The sequence below is a fragment of the Paenibacillus sp. NPDC093718 genome, assembly GCF_050279985.1.
Classification (GTDB): domain Bacteria; phylum Bacillota; class Bacilli; order Paenibacillales; family Paenibacillaceae; genus Paenibacillus_AQ.
The window spans coordinates 324,994-342,903 of sequence record NZ_JBNNUS010000005.1; the positions used below are offsets into that span (position 1 = coordinate 324,994).

Below are 17,910 nucleotides of genomic sequence, written 5' to 3' on the forward strand. Positions count from 1 at the left end.
GGGACATTTTATTGATAATATGGGGGGAATGAGAAAGTGAAAAAGAGTCATCGATCGTTTGCTGACAAAGCTTTATTGATATCATTGATTGTTGCGGTATTGGCGGCGTGCACCGATAAAACAGGCGGCAAAGAGGCCGAAATCCAGGATAAGGGCGCCATGGAAACCTACGCCGTGGGCGATACGTTCAAGGCGACGGAGCCGTTCGATCTGTCCATCCTCTACAGTGACCAGCCGGCGTATCCTTACAAGCAGGACTGGATGCTTTTTGCTAAAATAAAAGAAATGACTAACGTGACCTTGAAGCCGACGATCGTGCCGATGAGCGATTACAGCCAAAAGCGCAGTCTGCTGATCAGCTCCGGCGATGCGCCGCTGGTCATTCCGAAGACTTACCCCGGGGAGGAATCCGCGTTCGTGGCTTCCGGTGCGATTCTTCCGATCAGCGATTATATTGATCTGATGCCGAACTTCAAGGACAAGATCGAGAAATGGGACATGGAAAGCGAACTGGAAGGGCTCCGCCAGGAGGACAAAAAATACTATGTGCTCCCGGGCCTCCATGAAGCGGTGTGGCCGGACTATACGTTGATCGTGCGCACGGATATTTTCGAAAAGCATAACATCGCAATTCCGACGACCTGGGATGAGCTGTATACGGCCATGAAGCAGTTGAAGCAGGAGTACCCGGACGTTACGCCGTTCTCCGACCGGTTCAAATTCAACAGTACGCTGAACATCGCGGCTACAGGCTTCGGCACCAAAGGCGGATGGGGCTACGGCAGCGGACTTACGTATAAGGAAGATACGGATGAATTTGTGTATACGGCGGCAACGGATGAATATAAGGACATGCTGGCCTACTTCCACAAGCTGGTGGACGAAGGGCTGCTGGACAAAGAGAGCTTTACCCAGGATGACGATCAGGCCGTGCAAAAGTTCGTGACCGGCAAATCCTTCATCATTAACGGCAACTCCCAGACCGTGGTGCAGCACCGCAATGATATGGATAAAACGCTGGGCGAAGGCAAGTATGCGATCAGCAAAATCACGGTTCCCGGCGGCCCGGCAGGCCAGCTGATGTCCGGCAGCCGACTTGAGAACGGCGTGATGATCTCTTCCAAAGTGAAAGAGAGCGAGCATTTTAAAGCCATCCTGCAGTTTATCGACTGGCTCTATTACAGCGACGAGGGACAGGAATTTACGAAGTGGGGCGTCGAAGGCGTAACGTATACCAAGGAAGGCGGCGTACGCAAGCTGATGGACGACATTAACTACAACGGACTGAATCCGAAGGGCACGAAGGATCTGCGGATCGAGCACGGCTTCTCGGGCGGCGTATTTGCGTACGGCGGCACGACCGAGCTGCTTCAATCCATGTTCAGCGAGGAAGAGCAGCAGTTCCAGAAGAGCATGAGCGAAACAAAAACCGTCGTGAAGCCGGAGCCGCCGATTCCGTACTCGGTCGAAGAACGCGAGCGAGTAACGCTTTTGAGCACGCCGCTGAAGGACTATACGGATCAGAACACGCTGAAGTTCATTCTGGGCGACCGCGATCTTGCCGAGTACGACAAGTTCGTGAAGGAGCTGGATAGCCAGGGCGTGGGACAATACCTGGAGATTGCGAATAAGACTTATAAAAAATATAAAGAGCAACAATAACCAACGGATCGACAGGCTGCCGTTTCTTTATGGAAAGGCAGCCTGTCTGGAGGTTCGGACGGTCGCGATGATCCATCCTGCAATGTTGACGACAAGGAGGTTGTTCTAAATTGAGTGTGACCGTTCAAGACGTAATCAACCGATTAACAGAACCAGCGGGACGCTTTGAATCCACGGTGGACAGGGTTGTAGCCGGAAGCACGGATGCCAACGTTCACGGCATCGTCGTCACGTTCGCCGCCTCGTTTTCGGTTTTGCAGAGAGCCGTGCAGGCCGGAGCAAACCTTGTGATCACCCATGAGGGGATCTTTTACAGCCACCATGAGGATGGAGTGGATGGGATGCAGGCGAGTTCTGTCCACCAGGATAAAATAGATCTGATCCAATCCGGCAATCTGACGATTTACCGGTTTCATGATGCGCCACACAGGTATGTTCCCGATATGATTACACAGGGATTGGTTCATGCACTCGACTGGGAACCATATATCGATACGTACCTTCCTACAGCTGCCCTAGTCACACTGCCCGGAGAACTGACAGTTCAGGAGATTGCAGAAGATATAAAAAGAAAGCTGAATCTTCCGTATCTTCGTTATGTCGGGAATAGAAGCGGAATATGCTCCAGAATCGGCATAACCGTCGGCTACCGTGGCGGCGGCGCGCATGCCATTCCCCTCTGCGTGAATGAGCGCTTGGATCTTCTTATCGCGGGCGAAGGCCCGGAATGGGAGACACCCGAATATATCGGCGATGCAGCGGCGCAAGGCCGGAACCCGTCCATGCTTCTGCTTGGTCATGCCGCCAGCGAGGAGCCCGGTATGGCCTGTGCGGCCAAGCTGCTCCGCGAGCTTTTTCCGCAGATTCCCGTACATTATATACCGCCCGTGCCCTTGATTCAGGTAATATAGAGGGAGAAATAACTTCAACAGTATCGGAAGAGCCATCCAAATAGGAAGCGATGCGTCAGCCGAATCTTATAACGTAAGCAAAAAGAACATTGAGCATAAGAGAAAGAGGTAACGACATATGTCAACAGAGCAAAAGATTAAAGGCTCTACCAGGGAGTATTCCTATCAGCTGCTGAAAGACCGGATATTCCATCTGGAGCTGGAGCCGGGTACGAAAATCTCGGAAAAGGAAATTGCGGATGAATTGAATGTCAGCCGAACGCCGGTCCGGGAAGCGTTCATGAAGCTTGCCGAGGAGGAACTGCTCGACATTATTCCGCAAAGCGGGACAATCGTATCCCGTATTAATCTCAGGCATGTTGAGGAAGGCCGGTTTATCAGGGAGAAGATCGAGAAGGAAATCGTGGCGCTCGCCTGCGATTTTTTTCCCGAAGAGTTCCGTTTCCGTCTGGAAACCAATATTGCGCTTCAGGACATATGCGCGGGAAACCATAATTTTTATAAGCTGTTTGAGCTGGACGAGGAGTTCCATCAAATTCTGTTTGAGGGTACGGGCAAAGAACGGACCTGGAAGATGCTGCAGCAACTGAATATTCACTTCAACCGTCTGCGGCTGCTTCGCCTGTCCAAAGACTCCAACTGGGAGCATATCATTTCGCAGCATAAGGAAATGTATCAGCTGATCGTCCATAAACAAGCGGAGCAGGCCATGAACGTAATGGAGCGTCATCTGCGTCTTGTCGTTGTGGAGCAGGATATTTTACGCGAGAAGTACCCGCATTATTTTATTTAATAAGCTTTATTTAAAAAGAATGACCCGCAGGAGAGTCACTTGGGATCAAGTGACCTGCCTTGCTGGCCATTTTTTTCATTAGATTGATCTGCGGATAACACGGTCAAGAATTTGGGCCACATGGGATGGTCCTTGCTCCAGATCCTGCTGATCCAGGGTAACCCAGGAGTGCTGTTCATCCATATCAAGGGATCGCTGGAGCCAGCCTGATACCCCTCTGCCTCTGCGGTCGACTTCGACCAGGACGGAAATCCCTTCCTGCTCCGGATAAAGAATCAATTCAAGCTCTTTGATATGGCCGGCATAAGAGGAGCCAGGATAAAATTCAATTTCTTGCACAAAAGGAACGCCCTGGCCTAATCTCGGGTGATATTCGCAGGTGGCCATTTTGAAGCTGAAGCCAAGTCCTTCCACGGCGTCAAAGACAACGGATGCGCCTTCGTTCGGTTCAACGTCGATAAAATCACGGTCCTTCGGATCGATGGCATTATCGATATCAAGGCCGGTATGGATCCATACCGGCTGCCGCGAAATGGTGAGCGGCGTTTCCAGCGGCAGGGCAAAAGAAAATGGTATTTCCTGTTGATCGCCAGGCTTTAACGTGAGGCGGCTGGAGACATTGATTTTGGCAAGGGTATAGGATTCTATGTACTTCTTGTCGTCGCTTTCCCTGGTATATTCCGTCATCACTTTCAAGTAAATACGGTCGACCGTCTGCTCTACGTTTCCTCCTTTAATGTGAATGACGCCGCGTACTTCTTCACCTGGATAATAGGAGGATTTTTCGAGATGCGTATCGATCTGGGCTGCTCCAATTCCTACACTGGCTAGCATTTTGTTAAAAAACGACATAAAAGATACCTCCAAAAGAGAATGTATGATAATGGAATTATACGCTGAAAGATCGCCTCTGGTTTCCGAATTGCAAAAATATTTTTTGCGGTTTTACGCAGTGAAGATATTGACGCCTAGGAAGCTGAAGAATACCCATGAAATCAGGAGAAAGAATACAGCCCGTTAGCATTCGCAGGTTCGGCATGGTATATTGGACTCGATACCATTAAGGATGGAGCATTCAAGGCATGAGCGAACAACGACGTTCCGGACAAGGAACCAAAAACAACAAATCAACGGCATACGGAAAGAAGCCGGGTGATAGGGCGGCAGCGAACCAAACAGGGGCCAAGCCGGCTTTTAAGCGCGAACATAGGAAGAACAAGGATTCGTTATCGGCTTCATCGTATTCGAAGGCGAAACCGTCCGATAAATATAAGCAAGGAGTACGCGGGCCACGGCCTTCATCCGGACGTGAGCACGCGGATGAGCTGCAAGCAGGCGACATTATTGTCGTTACGATCAAACGGCTTGGCATTAACGGTGAAGGAGTCGGCTATTACCGCCGCAAAGCGGTGTTTATTGACGGAGCGATCACGAACGAAGTTGTCAAAGCCGAGGTGAAAGAGGTCCAGCCTAAATTTATCAAGGCACAGCTGGTAGAAGTGGAGAAGCGTTCGCCTTACCGGATTGAACCTCCTTGTCCGGTTTTCGGCATCTGCGGCGGCTGCCAAATTCAGCATATCTCCTATGAGGGACAGCTGCAGGCTAAGACGGATATTGTGCGTGAGGCGTTCAGCCGGTATGCAGGACGGGACGATGTAAAATTTAAGCCGATCCTCGGCATGGAGCACCCATGGGATTACCGGAACAAAGCGCAGCTGCAGCTGAAACGGAAGGGCAACGAAGTGATCGCAGGGCTCTATGAAGCGGACAGCCATACGATTGTGGACATTAGCGGCTGCCCGATTCAGCATCCGAAGGTGAATGAAGCAGTGGAGAAGGTCAAATCCGTCCTCGAAGAAATGCGGATTCCGCTGCACAAGGAGAATGGAAGCAAGGACGGCGTACGGACGATTGTGGTTCGCCATGGCTTCCAATCGGGAGAGATTCAGGTGACGCTGGTCACGGCCGGAAGCAAGCTGCCAAGGCAGGACGATCTCGTTCGCATGCTGCGCCTTACCATTCCGGAGGTGAGCGGGATTTCACTCAATATCAATCCGAAGAAAACCTCACTCATCTTCGGAGACCGGACAATCTCGCTGTGGGGAGCCGAGAGCATGCAGGAATCGCTGAGTGACCTGCAATTCTCGCTGTCGCCCAGAGCGTTCTTCCAGCTGAATCCGCAGCAGACGGTCAAGCTGTATGAGTCGGTCCGGGGGGCGGCCGGATTGACGGGGAAGGAAACCGTCATCGACGCCTACTGCGGAACGGGTACGATCGGCCTATGGCTTGCGCCTTATGCTCAGGAGGTGCGCGGCATCGAGACGATCCCCGAAGCCGTCGAGGATGCCAAGGCCAATGCGCAGCGAAACGGACGGGCTAATGCGAGCTTTCACGTCGGCCAGGCAGAGGAACTGCTGCCGCGCTGGGTCAAGGAGGGTTTGAAGCCGGACGTCATCATTGCTGATCCGCCGCGTACCGGCCTGGACTCGCGTTTCCTGGAGACGGTGCTCCGCACCAAGCCGAACCGGTTTGTATACGTATCCTGCAATCCCTCGACCTTGGCGAAAGATTGCAAGGTGCTGCTTGACGGCGGTTATGAGCTTGATTGGGTGCAGCCGGTCGACATGTTCCCGCAGACAAGCCATGTGGAAGCGGTAACGCTGTTGGTCAGGAAAGACAATTAAATGGGAGATATTGCAAAGAGGGGCGAAAGAGATTCCAGCCCGCTTCGGTCGACAACACACTTTTTCTATGATATGGTAGCAAGTAATTAGGCATTTCGTTCCCTTGGGACGAGGTGCCTTCTCGCATATTTATAGCCGTTTTACATTTAATGTCTATCTGGAGGTGATGCAATGGTGCTCCTGATTTCCCCGCTACGGGGGGAGAAATCCGTAGTTCATTATGGACGATCGATGGAGAGTGCACCCAAATAACGATAATCTGAGGAGTGTTGTTGAGATGAGAGTGAATTTACGAGCAGAAACGCGCGCCGCGATGAACAAAACCGGATTGAAGCAGCTTCGTCTTTCGGGACGAATTCCGGCGGTTGTATTTGGCACAGGGGAAAACAATATGATGATTCAACTGTCCGCCAAAGAATTCGGCAAATGGGCAAGGAACGGCAAAGGAGGAATCCTTGAGCTTCGTTTTGACGATCGGGAGCCGCTACCGGTTTTGCTGGAGTCCGTTCAGCGTGATCCAATCACTCGTGAATACATTCATGTCGACTTTTTACGCATCAATATAAATGAAGTGGTTCGGACGAGAGTAAATCTCGATTACATCGGCACCGCCAAGGGAGCCAAACTTGGAGGCGTCGTCCAAATTCAAAGCACGTTTATCGAGATTGAGTCTTTCCCTGACCGTATTCCTGCCATCATTCCTGTAGATATCAGCGAACTGGAGATCGGGAATTCCTTACACGTCGGGGATCTTAAACTGCCCGACGGGGTCGTGCCGATCTCATCGGCAAACGAACTGCTTGTGTCGGTGGTGACACCGAAAGTCCAGGCGGAGCAACCGGAGGCTATGTAACTTCTGCTGCCGGCGATTACTTCCCGATACTCCATCGGGAAGCGATCGCCGGTTTTTTGCGTAAAACCTTGAACAGAAGCCGAACTTTCCATCAAATGAGACTAGGCTTGGCCTTCAATATTATTGTACACTCAAGTCATGTGAACTGCGGCTGCCGCTTATTCGGCAGCTGCATACTAAGCCAATGAAGGAAGTGTCGAACCATGAATGCAGAATCCGTTATGGCGGAGCTTGAAGCACTCGGCAAGGAACGGCTCAGGAAAATGTATCTGTCCAATGGGGCGCGTGAACCGCTCTTTGGCGTGGCGACAGGCGCCATGAAGCCGATGGCCAAGAAAATTAAAATCAATCAGCCTCTGGCTGAGCAGCTATATGCCACCGGGAACTACGACGCCATGTACTTTGCCGGCATCATTGCAGACCCTAAAGCGATGACGGCAGCGGATTATAATCGCTGGATGGATGCGGCCTATTTTTATATGCTGTCCGATTATGTGGTTGCCGTAACGTTGGCGGAGGCAGATATTGCGCAAGACGTTGCCGATCAATGGATCGCAAGCGGCGAGGAGCTCAGAATGTCGGCGGGGTGGAGCTGTTACTGCTGGCTGCTCGGCAGCAGACCGGATCGTGAGTTCCCGGAGAGTAAAATCTCGGCCATGCTCGAACTGGTGGAAAAGACCATTCACGAGTCTCCGGACCGAACGAAATCCGCAATGAATAATTTCATGTACACCGCAGCCATATCCTATTTGCCGCTTCATGATAAGGCGGTTGAGACCGCAACGGCCGTAGGACCGGTAGAAATGAAGCGGGACAATAAGAGCAAGTTCCTGAACGCTTCCGAAAATATTAGGAACGAAGTCGAGAGAGGGAAACTAGGTTTTAAACGCAATTATGTGAGATGTTAAACCATGTTTTTAATCGGCAGGTTTGATGGAGGAACTAAAGAAGGCGGTGTTTGCTGCCTTCTTTTAAATATCCTTTTTCATATAGTAATGCGTATGCCGTCCGGCATTCTCGATCTTGCCATATACCTCATACCCCTGCTTGATGTAAAAGTCCAAGGCTTGGAAGCTCAATGTATCCAATTTAACGAACTCGCATTGCTTATCGATTGCTATTTTTTCCGCCTCGTTTAACAGCTTGGTGCCGTACCCCGATTGACGGAAAGGTTCATCCACGAGCAAGTAGTGGATCTCCAGCCAGTTCCAGCATATTTCCCCCACAATTCCGCCCAAAATTTGACCGTCCGCATTCCTCAACAATACGTTGACTTCCTGATAACGACCCTTTAAATCGTCTGGGAAGTGCTTCAGATTATACTTAATCATTTGGTTCCTTACGTAATTTATGTCGGCGCTGTTTGATTCTGCAGTTTCATTAGTGAAATAGATCTCCATATCGGTTTGCTCCTTCTAGTATGTCAGATTACGGGTATTCATTAGGATTCGGAACGGTTTATTCCAACTTTCTCAACATACCATACCCATCCCTAGTACTGATGGTAAAGAACCCTTTAAAAAGAAGACTCCCATGAACCAGGCAGGCGCCCATGTTATACTGTGGTTGTTATTTGATCCGTTTCATCTAAGGGAGGATTGTCTTTACATGTGTTGCATCGCATTCATACGTATTCGTTAATGAGGGTACAGAACATCTAAATCCGTCCATTTTCATGTAAAAATGCGAAGGATTATTTGTGCTGTGCCTTTTTCATTACTATACGAATGAATGAGGTGCTTTTTTGTGTTTAAACATAATAAAAATAGTCGGAAAAAGCTGAAGAAACCGTCTAATTTTTCCGCTCAGCATTTATTAATCAGCAACCGGCTGATTCATGATATGATCGATTTGGCCCAGATCCGATCCACCGATACCGTTCTCGATATCGGGGCGGGGACAGGGGCATTAACTTTTCCGCTCGCAGAGAAAGCGGCACATGTGATCGCTATCGAGACAGACCCGGCTTTTATTGATAAACTGTTCAACAAGATAAAAGATGGCAGCAACATTCGCGTTAAACCGTCTGATTTCCTGGAGGATCCTCTTCCGAAAAGTCCGTTTGCCGTCGTAGCGAATATTCCGTATTCGATCACCACAGCGATCATGGCGAAGCTGCTGGATCATCCCGGCGTGCCGCTGCAGCGAGCCGTGCTGCTTGTGGAGAAGGGGGCAGCCAAACGTTTTACGGCAGTTCCTGTTCAAGATCCGCGTATCTTAAGCTGGAGGATGCATTATGACATGCGGCTCGTGCGGACCGTATCGCCTCAACATTTTGCGCCGCCTCCCAAAGTGGATTCCGCTATTCTAATCATCAACCGGAGGAAAAAGCCGCTCATTGCCACGCAGCATCAACCGAAGTTTAGAGCGCTGGCAGCCTACGGATTGCGGGACTCGAGGCTGCCGTTATTCGCGTCTCTGGCGGGCGTGTTCACGCCTCCTCAGATTACGAAGCTGGTCCGAGTGCTGGGGGTGGATCGAGAGCTCCCCATCGGCCGGCTGAACGAAGAGCAGTGGGGGACTGTATTCCATACGATGCTCCAGCATGTACCGTCGAATCGTTGGCCCAAATTTTCTGCAAGCTCTAAAGGCAAAGCCAAGAAAAGAGAATAACATCGATGGGGGTATCCGTCGTTTCTAACACGATCATTAATAAAATATTCGCAGAATTCGCTTGACCCTGACACTAGTGTCAGGGTTTACAATGAAATCGAATCGTTCATCCAGGAGGCGAAAAAGCATGAAAATCGGAGAACTTGCAGCCCGTACCGGCGTCAGCATCCGTTCGCTTCGATACTACGAACAGCAAGGATTGCTTATGCCGGTTCGCAGCGAGAACGGATACCGGGAGTATTCGAATCTCGCAGAAGAACAGGTGCGTACCATCCAGTTATATTTGAATTTGGGATTGTCCACCGAGCAGATCGCGGGTTTCCTGCATTGCGTCTTGAAAAATAAAGAGGCGTTCTGCGCGGAAGTGTTCCCGATTTTTCGTCAAAAAATTGCAGAGATCGATGCGCAAATCCACCAGCTGAACCATATCAAGATGAATCTGGAGGAACGCATGCAATCGATTCTGGAGGAACGAGAATCGGAAGAAGCGGAGGAATGCAAATGAGTTTACCACGAATAGATGCAGCCAGCTTTCAAGGCTCGATTAAACAGAATGGAGTCACGCTGGTTGAATTTGGAGCCAAATGGTGTCCGCCGTGCAAAGTGCTGCTTCCCATTCTGGAAGAGCTGAGTCAGGAAGAAGCGGGTCGCCTGGAGGTCTATCAGGTGGATTGTGACGAATCCCCGGAGCTTGCCGCTCAATTCGGTATTATGTCCATGCCGACGGTGATCGTGTTTCATAACGGAGAACCGGCAGACAAACTGATTGGGCTTCGGCCTAAGAGTGTGTACCAAGCCGCGCTAGGCCGTTATGTATCATAGAATCGAATATGGATGATTGAGCGAAAACGCCTCTGATGTTTGATGACACAGGGGCGTTTTCTATGGAGGTAGAGGGCATTATGCGCCGTGTATCGAATTCTTATATAGCAACCGTAATACGCTGCCGAAGGAGATACTTTCATGAGATCAAGAAGGAAAATCGTTTCTCTTCTGACCATCATCGTACTAAGCTGTCTTGCCATGAGCTTGGTAGACGCGGTGATCCGTCCGGATTATGCTGTCAAATCCGCCATCAAGATCATCCTTTTTCTGACATTGCCGATTGGTTACGCCATGATCGCCGGCGGGGTACCGTTTCGCAGGCTGTTCACCTTCGAGAGAAAAGGCCTCCTGATGTCCTTGCTGCTGGGATTCGGCGTATTCACTATCATACTTGGCGGATATTTTTTGTTGAATCCTTTATTTGATTTCACCAACGTAACAGGGGCTTTGCAGGACAATATGGGAGTGAATGCGGGCAATTTTGTGTTTGTAGCCCTTTATATATCGATTGCGAATTCACTGCTGGAGGAGTTCTTTTTCCGCGGGTTTGCTTTTTTCACACTGAAGGAGCAGGTCGGACGACGGTTTGCTTATCTGTTCAGTGCCGGGGCCTTTGCCGTGTATCATATTGCGATGATGTCCAGCTGGTTCTCGGTAGGACTGTTCCTGTTGTTAATCGCGGGTCTGGTTGTCGCGGGCCTACTGTTTAACTGGTTGAATGAGCGCAGCGGCAATATTTACGCATCCTGGATGGTCCATATGTTTGCCAATCTTGCTATTAACTCCATCGGATTTATGCTGTTTGGGATCATCTGATAATAGGATTTTTTTGCGGATAAGTATATGCCGGTAAGGCGGTGGAAATTTTAAGGAGGCGTTTTAACTGACAACAGAGATCTTTTTCTCTACCAACCCCATCGGTCATGTAACGGATGAGCAGCTTCAAATCATGCTGGGCAGACACAATCTAGGGAACCTCATTTCAGCTGAGAAAACGTCTAAGGGAGTAGGAAATCAGACGTTGTTCATTAACTCGAGCAGAGGAAGCTATGTATTGAAGGGAAATCCCCTTTATGCAGGGCAGTTCGCTGAAGAGAAATTTTATACGGACTATTTGCATGAATATACATCACTGCCTTTATCGGCCCCATATCTGCTGGATGAGTCCGTCGATATTTTCGGCTGGAGGTACGCGATCATGCCCCGTCTTCATGGCGTACATATGAACGATCCACAATGTAGAGCAAGTCTTGGCGCAGCGGATCACATAGATATTGCCTCTTCAGCAGCCAATATTTTAAATGAAATGCACGGCTGGAAAGTGGATCAGTATGGCGAGCTCGACCCGCAAACACAAAGGATCCGCCCGTTTGAGGGATCTTATAAAGAGTGGCTCTACAACCGGATTCGGTTTTGGTTACAGGATGCCAAGCAATATTCCCAGATCACGCCAACCGATACGGAATGGGTTGAAGAGGTGCTGCGTGCCTCGGCGGATGAGTTCGATAAGCAGTGCACCCCCACTTTTGTTATGGGGGATTTCAAGGCAGAGAATATGCTGGTAGCGTATGATACGGTTCGTCAGGAGTGGCGAATCAGCGGCATTTTTGATTTTACGACCGGATATTTTGGGGATGGAGTTGCGGATTTGCCCAAGATGGTGATTATGTATTGGGATTTCGAGGAACAGGAAGTAGCCCGGCATTTTGTACAGATGTACTTACAGGGCTCTGCCATTAAGGAAGGCTTTGTTGATCGGTTTAGGGTGCATATGCTCCATCAGCGTATACTGGATTGGGGATGTGCCAAAGCGATTGGTGCAGTCACTTGGGATCCGCAGCTTGCTTTTTCCGAATGGGCAAAAGATTATGTTTATGCCATGGACTACTTGAGATCGTGGAATGCATCATGTACTGAGTAAACAACCTGAAGAATCGTTAGGTCCCGGGTAATAGGGCAGAGCAGTCATTACAGACTTAAGCTCTGTTTTTTTTTTTAGATATCAGAAAGTATAAACTTCGAAGCATGGCCTACCATATATCGCTAGAAAAACAACATCTAAACGCGGTCTGTCTTCGAGAGTACGTCGATAGACGTTTTTCTTATATGCTAGTGGATTTGCGGATTGACCTTCACATGATGTGATGGTTTACAATGCGGTTAACCGAATGAAAAGGAGCTGCTGCGTGTGCATATTAGTGAGTTGTCACGTAAAACGGGCGTAAGTTTGCGTTCCTTGCGTTATTACGAGGAGAAGGAACTATTGTCTCCGGACCGTCAGCATAATGGCTACCGTGAATATAGGGAGACGGATATCGAGCGGGTTCGGCTGATCCAGATGTATTTTAGCCTGGGATTGACGGTGAAGGAGATTATGAGTTTTTTCCAATGTGCGTTTGATGAGCAGCCCAAAATCGAATGTCTCCCGAATGCGATTGAGGTGGGGAAGCGAAAGCTGGATGAAATCCAGCTGCAGATCGAGCTGCTGAAGCAGGCGGAAATCCATTTGCAGGAGAACATTACGGCATGGGTGGCTATTTTGGACAAGGGGGACCGGCGTAATGAACAAGGTTGACGGACAGGTTGTGAAGCGAGTTGCTGTCGTGACGGGGGGCAACCGCGGAATAGGAAAAGAGATTGCAAGGCAGCTTGCTGCCAAAGGACTTCAGGTGATCATTACATCTCGGGACGAAAGGAAGGGGAGGTTAGCTGTCCAGGAATTGCTTGCGGTCGGGCTTCATGTAAAGCTGCAGGTGGCGGATGTCCATGAAATCAACGATGTGGCCCGGATGATGGAGAGAATACAGTCAGAGTACGGCCGTCTTGACGTGCTGGTGAACAATGCCGGGGTGATTTTGGACCGAGGGGTTTCTGTGCTGGATGTAGAGGAGTCGGTCGTGCGCCAAACGCTGGAGACGAATTTTTTTGGTGCTTTGCGAATGACGCAGGCGGCGATCCCTTTGATGAAGAAGCATCATTACGGGCGTATCGTAAACATCTCTTCCGGTCTTGGCGCCTTCGAAATAATGCAGGATGGTTACGGTTTAAAAGGGTCGTCCTCGGCTTACCGTATCTCCAAAACGATGCTGAATGCGTTAACCTGCCTCGTCTCGCACGAGGTAGCCGGTACCGGCATAAAGGTAAACGCGGTTTGTCCGGGCCGGGTTCAGACCGATATGGGCGGTGAGGATGCTCCGTTAACCGTTGCCGAAGGGGCTGACACGGCTGTGTGGCTGGCGACGATGGAGGATGATGGACCTAGCGGGGAGTCTTTTCGAGAGCGGCAGCGAATCGCTTGGTGATGTGGTGGGATTTTCGCTATGCAAGGGATGACGTCTATTGTTTGGGTTACCGATGGATGACGCTGCTAATGATTAGCAATATAAAAATACTCTGAAAAAGCCCCATTTCGAAGATGCTGATGTATAATAATCGGTATCAGGAGGTGCAGAGTATGAGTGATATCAACATTTTTGGCCATCAGGCTTTGTTTGAACATGTCTACAAAAGTGCTCCAATTGGCATTGCCCTGGTTACGATAGAAGGAAATTGGATCAGCGTAAATCCTGCGGCTTGCAAAATGTTTGGCTTGACGGAGGAAGAATTGATGTCACAGCCGGCAACCGATTATATTTATTCTGATTGCATTAACAATAAAGATAAGCTGTTTCAATCCTTGGATGAGACGTCCTCAACCATTTCGGTGGAAAAACAATTCGTGCATAGAGACGGCCGTGGCATCTGGGCATCGATGCATGTTTCTATGGTTCGTGACGAAAAGGATCATACTCCTTTGTTTTTCATTTCGCAAATTGTTGATATTACCAACAGCAAGGTTGCCGAGCAAAGGCTCCAGGAGAGCATTGAACGCTACACCTCGCTGAAGAAGTATAACCATGATGCGATCATTTCCTTTAATCTGGAGGGAAGGATCATTAACGGGAACCAGATGGCAGAGCAGCTGACCGGTTTTAAAATTCCGGAATTAATTGGAACCAAGATTTCGAATTTGATCGGTGAACGTCATCTTGCCCGTATACTCTCTCCTACAGCCGATTTCGTTGCTGTCGAGAAAGCTATAAACGTTATCCATCACAAAGATGGACATACGGTTGAAGTGCTCGCTACACTGGCACCCATTGTCATTCATAACAAGAATGTGGGTTTCTATATTATTGCCAAGGACATGACAGAGCAGAAGAGGCTCATCATCGAGAAGGAAGCAGCCGAGAAGACGAATAATGCCAAAAGCGAGTTTCTGGCGATGATGAGCCATGAGATCCGTACGCCGATGAATGGTGTGATCGGGATGACGGACCTGATACTTGAAACAGAGCTTGATGAGGAGCAGCGGGATTATGTACAGATCATTAAGAAAAGCGGGACAACCCTTCTGAACATCATCAATGATATTTTGGACTTTTCAAAAATCGAATCGGGCAGAACGGAGCTGGTGGAGGAAACATTTAACCTAAGAACGGCTTTGTCCGAGACATTAAACCTGATTCTTCCGAAGGCGCTGGAGAAAAATATTGAGGTAACCACATCCGTATCTTCGGACGTTCCGAATAAGGTTTACGGGGATGTGACGAAGCTGAGGCAGGTCTTAATGAACCTGCTTAGTAATGCGATTAAATTTACGCCTAATGGTGCCGTCTCCATCGCTGTGCAGTGTGTCGAGAACCAGGGGAACTCGGCCCTTATCCAATTCTCCGTTACGGATACAGGCATAGGCGTGCCGAGTGAGAAGGTTGCGCAGCTATTTGAACCCTTTTATCAAGTCGACCATTATATGACCCGCCAGGTGGAAGGGACGGGGCTGGGGCTGGCGATCTGCAAAAAACTCGTTCAGTTGATGGGCGGAGATATCTGGTATGAGAAGAATCAGAACCAGTCGGGGTCTGTCTTTACGTTTACGGTTGATTTTTCGTTTAAGTCGAATGATGGCAATCAACAGGAGAATGGGGCCGTCCACGAGAATCACTCCTTAGGAAACGATCTGAAAATTTTGATTGCCGAGGACAATGAGGTAAATCAGTTAGTCCTCAAGAAAATGATTGAGAAGTTGGGATACAATTCGACCACCGTCCAGAATGGACTCGAGGCGGTTGAAGCCTTCGAGCGCTATTCGTACGACCTCGTGTTCATGGACATTCAGATGCCCTTCATGGATGGAACGGAAGCGGTCCGGCTCATAAAAGAATCGGTTACATCCGAAAAGAAGCCTTATATCGTGGCCGTCACGGCCCATGCGATCAAGGGCGATCGCGAGAAATATTTAGGGATGGGCATGGATGAGTATGTAAGCAAGCCTGTCAGCATGAATGTGATCTCGGACATTATCGATAAGTTTGTGGCTGAGCGAGATATGTCTCAAGCCTAAACAGATGAAAGCTCAAGTGATGTCGCTTGAGCTTTTGTTCATTCTAATTGGAACCACATCGCATCCAGTTTGCAGCTGCTCATCTGCCGTCGCGTGTATGAGGGGTGCAGCCGTAGTGAATGCAAAACGGCCTGCGGGAAGGCTCCCGACAGGCCGTTAATGTTATATAAGATGTCCTAAGAGGCGTTACCGGTTACGCTGCTTCCGCTTTTCGTAAGATTGTAGGTGATAACCTCACCGCTCCAGAAATGGAACTTGAGGATCACTTCTCCGTCTCTGACCTCACTAAAAAAGGTAGGCTTGAGCTTGATTTCACCGGTCGAGTAGGAAGGGGAGAACGTATATTCAAACTCTTTGAAGGAGGTCCAGTCCTGCGGTCCTGCATTGCCTCCCGTCGCGTATACCGCCTCCATCGTGGCTAGCTGATCTCCGTTGAATGTCGTTGGAATGCTGAACGAATCGGTTGTACCCTGCGTGTTACGCAGCTCAGGCTTATCATGGAAGATGACCCTGAAATTCCAGTCCGCACCGCGGTTGAATTTGGCCGTCAATACAGCATTCACGCCGAATTGGCCGGATGAAGTCAGTCTGGTCAGCAGGCTGGATGTAAACGTGATCGCATTTCCGTTAAGCGTATAATCCTGCCCGGCAACTAGCAGCTGTCCGTTTGTACGGACTTCGGTTAACGTGTTGCCGTTTAAGTTCAAAGGGATGCTCTTATTCTGGATGGCAGCTCCTTTTTTTACGAAGACCAGATCGGTATCAGCCGTGGAAGAGCGCCCGCTCCAACCCGCCTTCATGATGTTGTACAGCTCCGGATCGGACCAGGTAAAAGCGGTTCGCTTAAAGTGCTGGCCGTTGTCCCATAGCATATGGGTAATGTTCTTCTGTTTGAGATAATAGGTTAGATACTCGAAGAACTTCAGTTTCTCTCCCTGCTCAATGACTCCCGTGCTCTGATCGAAGCCAAGAAGTCCGTATTCACCCAGGATGACAGGAATCCCTCTTGCGATAAAGGTGTTATACACATTGTTGAATGTTTGATCGATATCGTTCCGGGTAACCGTCTCAAAACGGGTATAACCCGCGATGTTCACACTGAACGGCCAAAATCCATAATAATGGACTGTGGCAATGAGATTGGAGTCATTCAGCTTCGTCATGGTGTTATATAGTTCGTTCATTCTCTCCTGGGTTGGAGAGGCCTCCAGGGTAGATAGCACAAGCGGCCGGGTTGCGTTGCGTGCTCCAGAGCCGCGGACGATCTGATGGAATGACACATGAAGTTCATCCAGCATCTGAAATGCTTTCTTCTCATCGGTGGTCCCGCCATCCGAGAAACGAGGTTCATTGACGCTTTCAAACATCAGTTTGTTGGAATGGTTCCGGAAGCGATGGGCAACTTGAGTCCACACGGCGTTGTACTTGGCAACGACCTCATTGCGATTGTTCTCCATATGGCTAATCCAAAGCCAAGAATCGTGATGGACATTGATCATGACATATAGATCGGCTTTAAGCGCCCAATCGACAACCTCCTCGACGCGGTCCATGTAAGCAGCGTCGATGGTATAGTTCGGCCCGCTGCCGATATGGTTGTTCCAGGTTACCGGAATGCGGATGCTCTTATATCCCTGTGCCGCGATTTGGTTGATCAAAGCTTTGGTGATGCGCGGATTCCCCCATGCTGTTTCGTCTGCTCCCACGGCGTCCAGCGAATTGCCAAGGTTCCAGCCGGGCTGCATATCATTGACGAAGGCTTGGGGATTTTTCTTTGGAGACCTTGAATGTTCGTTTTTCGCAGCGGATGCAAAGGATGGGAATAGTGAAAGGACCAGAACAGCGATAAGTGCCAAGGAACATAGGGATTTCTTATTCAGGTTTATCATTAGCAGCTCCTTTTGTAATGAAAGTTGTAAATCGATGTTTTAACTAGAGTGACTTCGTGTGAGGTATCTGTCGGGTGTTGAGGTTCTAGTTGTTACGAAAGGATTCAGAGCAGACGTTCACCTCCAATTATATATTGAAAGCGCTTTCCTGTTTATAAATTATCATATTTTCCCATTTGGAAGTACCCGGACAATTCGTCATAAAATCATGTGAAAATTAGTTATAAGATGCAGGTAGTTCCAGGAGTGGGGCTTGGTGGAGGAAGGGGTGAAAAAAGAGCTGTTCCCCATGGTCAA

The 17,910-nt window shown here is 49.3% G+C and carries 17 protein-coding genes; 14 read left to right on the top strand and 3 right to left on the bottom strand.

The window, feature by feature from the left end; translation table 11 throughout:
- Nucleotides 1-36: 36 nt before the first annotated feature.
- The 3 genes from ACQKPA_RS17185 to ACQKPA_RS17195 all read left to right on the top strand — a co-directional run bounded on the left by ACQKPA_RS17185 (nt 37) and on the right by ACQKPA_RS17195 (nt 3,366).
- A complete protein-coding gene (locus tag ACQKPA_RS17185; protein WP_427493797.1) occupies nt 37-1,662 on the top strand; it encodes an extracellular solute-binding protein in 1,626 nt (541 codons plus the stop codon).
- Between the two features lie 110 nt (nt 1,663-1,772).
- Nucleotides 1,773-2,573, top strand: a complete 801-nt coding sequence (locus ACQKPA_RS17190) for a Nif3-like dinuclear metal center hexameric protein (RefSeq protein ID WP_427493798.1) — start codon at nt 1,773-1,775, stop codon at nt 2,571-2,573.
- Nucleotides 2,574-2,691: 118 nt separating this feature from the next.
- Nucleotides 2,692-3,366 carry a GntR family transcriptional regulator gene (locus ACQKPA_RS17195; RefSeq protein WP_427493799.1) on the top strand — a complete coding sequence of 225 codons (675 nt, stop codon included), beginning with the start codon at nt 2,692-2,694 and terminating at the stop codon, nt 3,364-3,366.
- A gap of 78 nt (nt 3,367-3,444) precedes the next feature.
- On the opposite strand, the gene ACQKPA_RS17200 is transcribed toward ACQKPA_RS17195, so the two are convergent.
- Entirely contained in the window at nt 3,445-4,218 is a 774-nt protein-coding gene (locus tag ACQKPA_RS17200) for a sporulation protein (protein ID WP_427493800.1), read from the bottom strand.
- A 230-nt stretch (nt 4,219-4,448) separates the two neighbouring features.
- Between ACQKPA_RS17200 and rlmD the strand changes: the two genes are divergently transcribed.
- The 3 genes from rlmD (at nt 4,449) to ACQKPA_RS17215 (ending at nt 7,811) form a co-directional block, all read left to right on the top strand.
- Nucleotides 4,449-6,050, top strand: coding sequence for a 23S rRNA (uracil(1939)-C(5))-methyltransferase RlmD (rlmD, locus tag ACQKPA_RS17205; protein WP_427493801.1), 1,602 nt, complete (start codon nt 4,449-4,451; stop codon nt 6,048-6,050).
- 277 nt (nt 6,051-6,327) lie between these two features.
- Nucleotides 6,328-6,903, top strand: coding sequence for a 50S ribosomal protein L25 (locus tag ACQKPA_RS17210; protein WP_427493802.1), 576 nt, complete (start codon nt 6,328-6,330; stop codon nt 6,901-6,903).
- A 203-nt stretch (nt 6,904-7,106) separates the two neighbouring features.
- Nucleotides 7,107-7,811: a DNA alkylation repair protein gene (locus ACQKPA_RS17215; protein ID WP_427493803.1), complete on the top strand. Its 705-nt coding sequence runs from the start codon at nt 7,107-7,109 to the stop codon at nt 7,809-7,811.
- A 63-nt stretch (nt 7,812-7,874) separates the two neighbouring features.
- On the opposite strand, the gene ACQKPA_RS17220 is transcribed toward ACQKPA_RS17215, so the two are convergent.
- Complete coding sequence (locus tag ACQKPA_RS17220) at nt 7,875-8,303, bottom strand: GNAT family N-acetyltransferase (protein ID WP_427493804.1); 429 nt, start codon at nt 8,301-8,303, stop codon at nt 7,875-7,877.
- A gap of 346 nt (nt 8,304-8,649) precedes the next feature.
- Here ACQKPA_RS17220 and erm point away from each other — a divergent pair, with 346 nt between their 5' ends.
- The 8 genes from erm (at nt 8,650) to ACQKPA_RS17260 (ending at nt 15,724) form a co-directional block, all read left to right on the top strand.
- Nucleotides 8,650-9,516 (top strand): 23S ribosomal RNA methyltransferase Erm, encoded by an 867-nt coding sequence (gene erm, locus ACQKPA_RS17225; protein WP_427493805.1) that lies wholly within the window; start codon nt 8,650-8,652, stop codon nt 9,514-9,516.
- Between the two features lie 127 nt (nt 9,517-9,643).
- Complete coding sequence (locus ACQKPA_RS17230; RefSeq protein ID WP_427493806.1) at nt 9,644-10,021, top strand: MerR family transcriptional regulator; 378 nt, start codon at nt 9,644-9,646, stop codon at nt 10,019-10,021.
- Nucleotides 10,018-10,338 carry a thioredoxin family protein gene (locus ACQKPA_RS17235; protein ID WP_427493807.1) on the top strand — a complete coding sequence of 107 codons (321 nt, stop codon included), beginning with the start codon at nt 10,018-10,020 and terminating at the stop codon, nt 10,336-10,338. Before ACQKPA_RS17230 ends, ACQKPA_RS17235 begins: the two co-directional genes overlap by 4 nt.
- Before the next feature lie 141 nt (nt 10,339-10,479).
- Nucleotides 10,480-11,157: a CPBP family intramembrane glutamic endopeptidase gene (locus ACQKPA_RS17240; protein WP_427493808.1), complete on the top strand. Its 678-nt coding sequence runs from the start codon at nt 10,480-10,482 to the stop codon at nt 11,155-11,157.
- A 100-nt stretch (nt 11,158-11,257) separates the two neighbouring features.
- Nucleotides 11,258-12,262, top strand: a complete 1,005-nt coding sequence (locus ACQKPA_RS17245) for a phosphotransferase family protein (protein ID WP_427493999.1) — start codon at nt 11,258-11,260, stop codon at nt 12,260-12,262.
- Between the two features lie 267 nt (nt 12,263-12,529).
- Nucleotides 12,530-12,916, top strand: a complete 387-nt coding sequence (locus ACQKPA_RS17250) for a MerR family transcriptional regulator (RefSeq protein ID WP_427493809.1) — start codon at nt 12,530-12,532, stop codon at nt 12,914-12,916.
- Entirely contained in the window at nt 12,903-13,643 is a 741-nt protein-coding gene (locus tag ACQKPA_RS17255; RefSeq protein ID WP_427493810.1) for an SDR family oxidoreductase, read from the top strand. Before ACQKPA_RS17250 ends, ACQKPA_RS17255 begins: the two co-directional genes overlap by 14 nt.
- 152 nt (nt 13,644-13,795) lie before the next feature.
- Nucleotides 13,796-15,724: a PAS domain S-box protein gene (locus ACQKPA_RS17260; RefSeq protein ID WP_427493811.1), complete on the top strand. Its 1,929-nt coding sequence runs from the start codon at nt 13,796-13,798 to the stop codon at nt 15,722-15,724.
- A gap of 176 nt (nt 15,725-15,900) precedes the next feature.
- On the opposite strand, the gene ACQKPA_RS17265 is transcribed toward ACQKPA_RS17260, so the two are convergent.
- Complete coding sequence (locus tag ACQKPA_RS17265) at nt 15,901-17,613, bottom strand: cellulase family glycosylhydrolase (RefSeq protein WP_427493812.1); 1,713 nt, start codon at nt 17,611-17,613, stop codon at nt 15,901-15,903.
- Nucleotides 17,614-17,910 lie beyond the last annotated feature (297 nt).

Bases quoted from the DNA above. Each gene is read 5' to 3' on its own strand.
- ACQKPA_RS17265 (WP_427493812.1), bottom strand. From the start codon at position 17,613: ATGATAAACCTGAATAAGAAATCCCTATGTTCCTTGGCACTTATCGCT.
- ACQKPA_RS17220 (WP_427493804.1), bottom strand. From the start codon at position 8,303: ATGGAGATCTATTTCACTAATGAAACTGCAGAATCAAACAGCGCCGAC.
- ACQKPA_RS17260 (WP_427493811.1), top strand. From the start codon at position 13,796: ATGAGTGATATCAACATTTTTGGCCATCAGGCTTTGTTTGAACATGTC.
- ACQKPA_RS17215 (WP_427493803.1), top strand. From the start codon at position 7,107: ATGAATGCAGAATCCGTTATGGCGGAGCTTGAAGCACTCGGCAAGGAA.
- ACQKPA_RS17195 (WP_427493799.1), top strand. From the start codon at position 2,692: ATGTCAACAGAGCAAAAGATTAAAGGCTCTACCAGGGAGTATTCCTAT.
- ACQKPA_RS17210 (WP_427493802.1), top strand. From the start codon at position 6,328: ATGAGAGTGAATTTACGAGCAGAAACGCGCGCCGCGATGAACAAAACC.
- ACQKPA_RS17240 (WP_427493808.1), top strand. From the start codon at position 10,480: ATGAGATCAAGAAGGAAAATCGTTTCTCTTCTGACCATCATCGTACTA.
- rlmD (WP_427493801.1), top strand. From the start codon at position 4,449: ATGAGCGAACAACGACGTTCCGGACAAGGAACCAAAAACAACAAATCA.
- ACQKPA_RS17255 (WP_427493810.1), top strand. From the start codon at position 12,903: ATGAACAAGGTTGACGGACAGGTTGTGAAGCGAGTTGCTGTCGTGACG.
- ACQKPA_RS17230 (WP_427493806.1), top strand. From the start codon at position 9,644: ATGAAAATCGGAGAACTTGCAGCCCGTACCGGCGTCAGCATCCGTTCG.
- ACQKPA_RS17235 (WP_427493807.1), top strand. From the start codon at position 10,018: ATGAGTTTACCACGAATAGATGCAGCCAGCTTTCAAGGCTCGATTAAA.
- ACQKPA_RS17200 (WP_427493800.1), bottom strand. From the start codon at position 4,218: ATGTCGTTTTTTAACAAAATGCTAGCCAGTGTAGGAATTGGAGCAGCC.